Genomic DNA, 2,024 nt, shown 5'->3' on the forward strand with positions numbered 1-2,024 from the left:
GAATACGCGGCCGCGGGCGGCGGCAGCATCGGCGGCGGCCCCACCACGGCGGCCGCGCAGAAGGCGGTTTCGGTGGCGATGGCCCAACAGGGCGACCCGTACGTGTGGGGTGCGGAAGGGCCCGGGTCATTCGACTGCTCCGGACTCATGCAATATGCCGCCAGAGCCGCCGGAGTCAACATTCCGCGAGTGGCCGCGGACCAGTACCGTCAGCTCCCCAAGGTCAACCCGCGCGATATTCGCCCCGGCGATCTGATCTTCCCGAATTCCGAATTCAACAACGGCAACCCCGGCCACGTCATGATGTACATCGGCAACGGGCAATGCGTCGAAGCGCCGCGCACCGGTCTGAACGTCCGTGTGACGAAGCTGCCGAGCGGCTATCACGCCAGCCGGTGGAGCTGATCCGGATCCACCGAGGCTTCAGTAGCCCACGTACGCGCCGCCGTGGTGCAACTTCACGATGCCGGGCACATTGGCGACCGAGCCGTAGCGATCGATCGCGTATCGCACTCCGGCGATGATGTTGTCGACCGGATTCCAGATATCTCGGTGCCCGGGCAAGGCGTGAGCACTGAACGTGGAATCGATGGTCTGCATCAACCCCTTGGAGGGATGTCCTGCCGCCGCATTGCTGTCCCAGCCGTTGATGGCGTGCGGATTGCCCGCTGATTCGTGCTGGATGATCGCCGCGATGTCGGCAGGGTTGATCTGGCTGGTGTCATAGCCGTTCTGGTGCAGGATCTGTATGGCTGTATTGATCCATTGGCCCACTTCACCGGTGGGCTGTGTGCTCGGCGGGCCGCCGCTGGCAGCGCGCGAATAGACCTGCGGTCTGGATCGGCCGGAGTCCTGAACATACCGATTGGCCAGTGCGGCAACCTGTTCGGCCGAAATAGCCGCAGCGGACTGCCCATTCCCGAGTACTGCTCCGGCCCGCTGCAGGGCATCACCGAGTGCGACCATCACCTGACGCTGGGTCGCGGCAGAATTTCCGACCGCACCGAGTGCGGTCAATGCGGTATCGGCCTCGGCGATGATCGAGGCGATCGCCGCCCGGCCCTGAATGGTGTCTGCGGCCGAACCACCGAGAATCCGACCGAGTTCCGCGTTCAGGTTGCCCAACGCGTCGTTCTGTTGGGCGCCGCTCTGCCTACTGGCCGAATACTGCGCGCCGAACGCGCCATCCCAGAGCACCGGTCCGGTGGGCGCTCCATTGCCGACCAGCGGCGGTGCATTCGGCTGACCAGTATTCGACGTTGGAGTGCCGTCACCGTATTGGGCCGAGATCGATGCCAGTGCGCCCATTGCAGCAGCCGCCAACGGACCGGCACCGGCTGCGACGGCGGCCAGGTCCGAACCGCCGCCAACCGCCGAAGTGGCTGGCGGAGTGGACGATACCGGCATAGGGCTCGCCGACTGGCCGCGCAGCGCGGTGGCTGCCGAACCAGATGCGGCAGCCGCACCAGCCGACGGCGGCGGTGCCATGCGCACCGCATTTCCCCGGGCGGACGCGGTGGGATTGCGACGCGGCTCGGAAGTCGCGACCCCAGCGCGCGCGGACGGGTCATCTACGCTCGGTTCCGGCAACTCCCGCTCGGAGGACATCAGTACCCCACATACGCCCGGCCGTTGCGGAGTGCCTTGATACCCTCCACATTGTCGATCGATCCGTACCGGTCAAGAGCGTAAATGATGCCGGCGGCAATATTCGCGACTGGATCGTAGATATTCCCGGAAGTTCCGGCCACATGGTACTTTTGGAAATTCGAATCCAAGAGCTGCATCAAGCCCTTTGTGGGAGTTCCCGCACGAGCGTTGCCGTCCCAGTTGTTGATTGCGTTCGGGTTGCCGGTCGACTCGTGCTGAATGATGGTCGCGATATCGCTCGGATTTATCCTGCTTACGTCATAACCTGCGCTGCGCAAAGCCTGTAAAGCCTGCTGAATCCAGCCTCCTACCGTACCGCCTACGGTCGGGTAGGAGCTTGCCCCGCCGCTGCCGCTTGCCGATGCTGTGTACTG

The 2,024-nt window shown here is 64.5% G+C and carries 3 protein-coding genes; 1 reads left to right on the plus strand and 2 read right to left on the minus strand.

Features of this window, described 5'->3' with window-relative positions; genetic code table 11:
* A partial coding sequence (locus ACIBJI_RS42545) for a C40 family peptidase (protein ID WP_397088866.1) occupies window positions 1-405 on the plus strand: 405 nt, incomplete at its 5' end.
* A gap of 18 nt (window positions 406-423) precedes the next feature.
* Here ACIBJI_RS42545 and ACIBJI_RS42550 read toward each other — a convergent pair.
* Both ACIBJI_RS42550 and ACIBJI_RS42555 read right to left on the minus strand, forming a co-directional pair.
* The gene (locus tag ACIBJI_RS42550) at window positions 424-1,608 is read right to left on the minus strand and encodes a transglycosylase SLT domain-containing protein (protein ID WP_397088868.1); all 1,185 of its coding nucleotides are present in this window, start codon (window positions 1,606-1,608) and stop codon (window positions 424-426) included.
* Window positions 1,608-2,024: transglycosylase SLT domain-containing protein (locus tag ACIBJI_RS42555; RefSeq protein ID WP_397088870.1), on the minus strand; the 417-nt coding region annotated here is incomplete at its 5' end. The genes ACIBJI_RS42555 and ACIBJI_RS42550, both read right to left, overlap by 1 nt.

The organism is Nocardia sp. NPDC050408, assembly GCF_044458905.1.
In the GTDB taxonomy this organism is placed as follows: domain Bacteria; phylum Actinomycetota; class Actinomycetes; order Mycobacteriales; family Mycobacteriaceae; genus Nocardia.

Bases quoted from the DNA above. Each gene is read 5' to 3' on its own strand.
- ACIBJI_RS42550 (WP_397088868.1), bottom strand. From the start codon at position 1,608: ATGTCCTCCGAGCGGGAGTTGCCGGAACCGAGCGTAGATGACCCGTCC.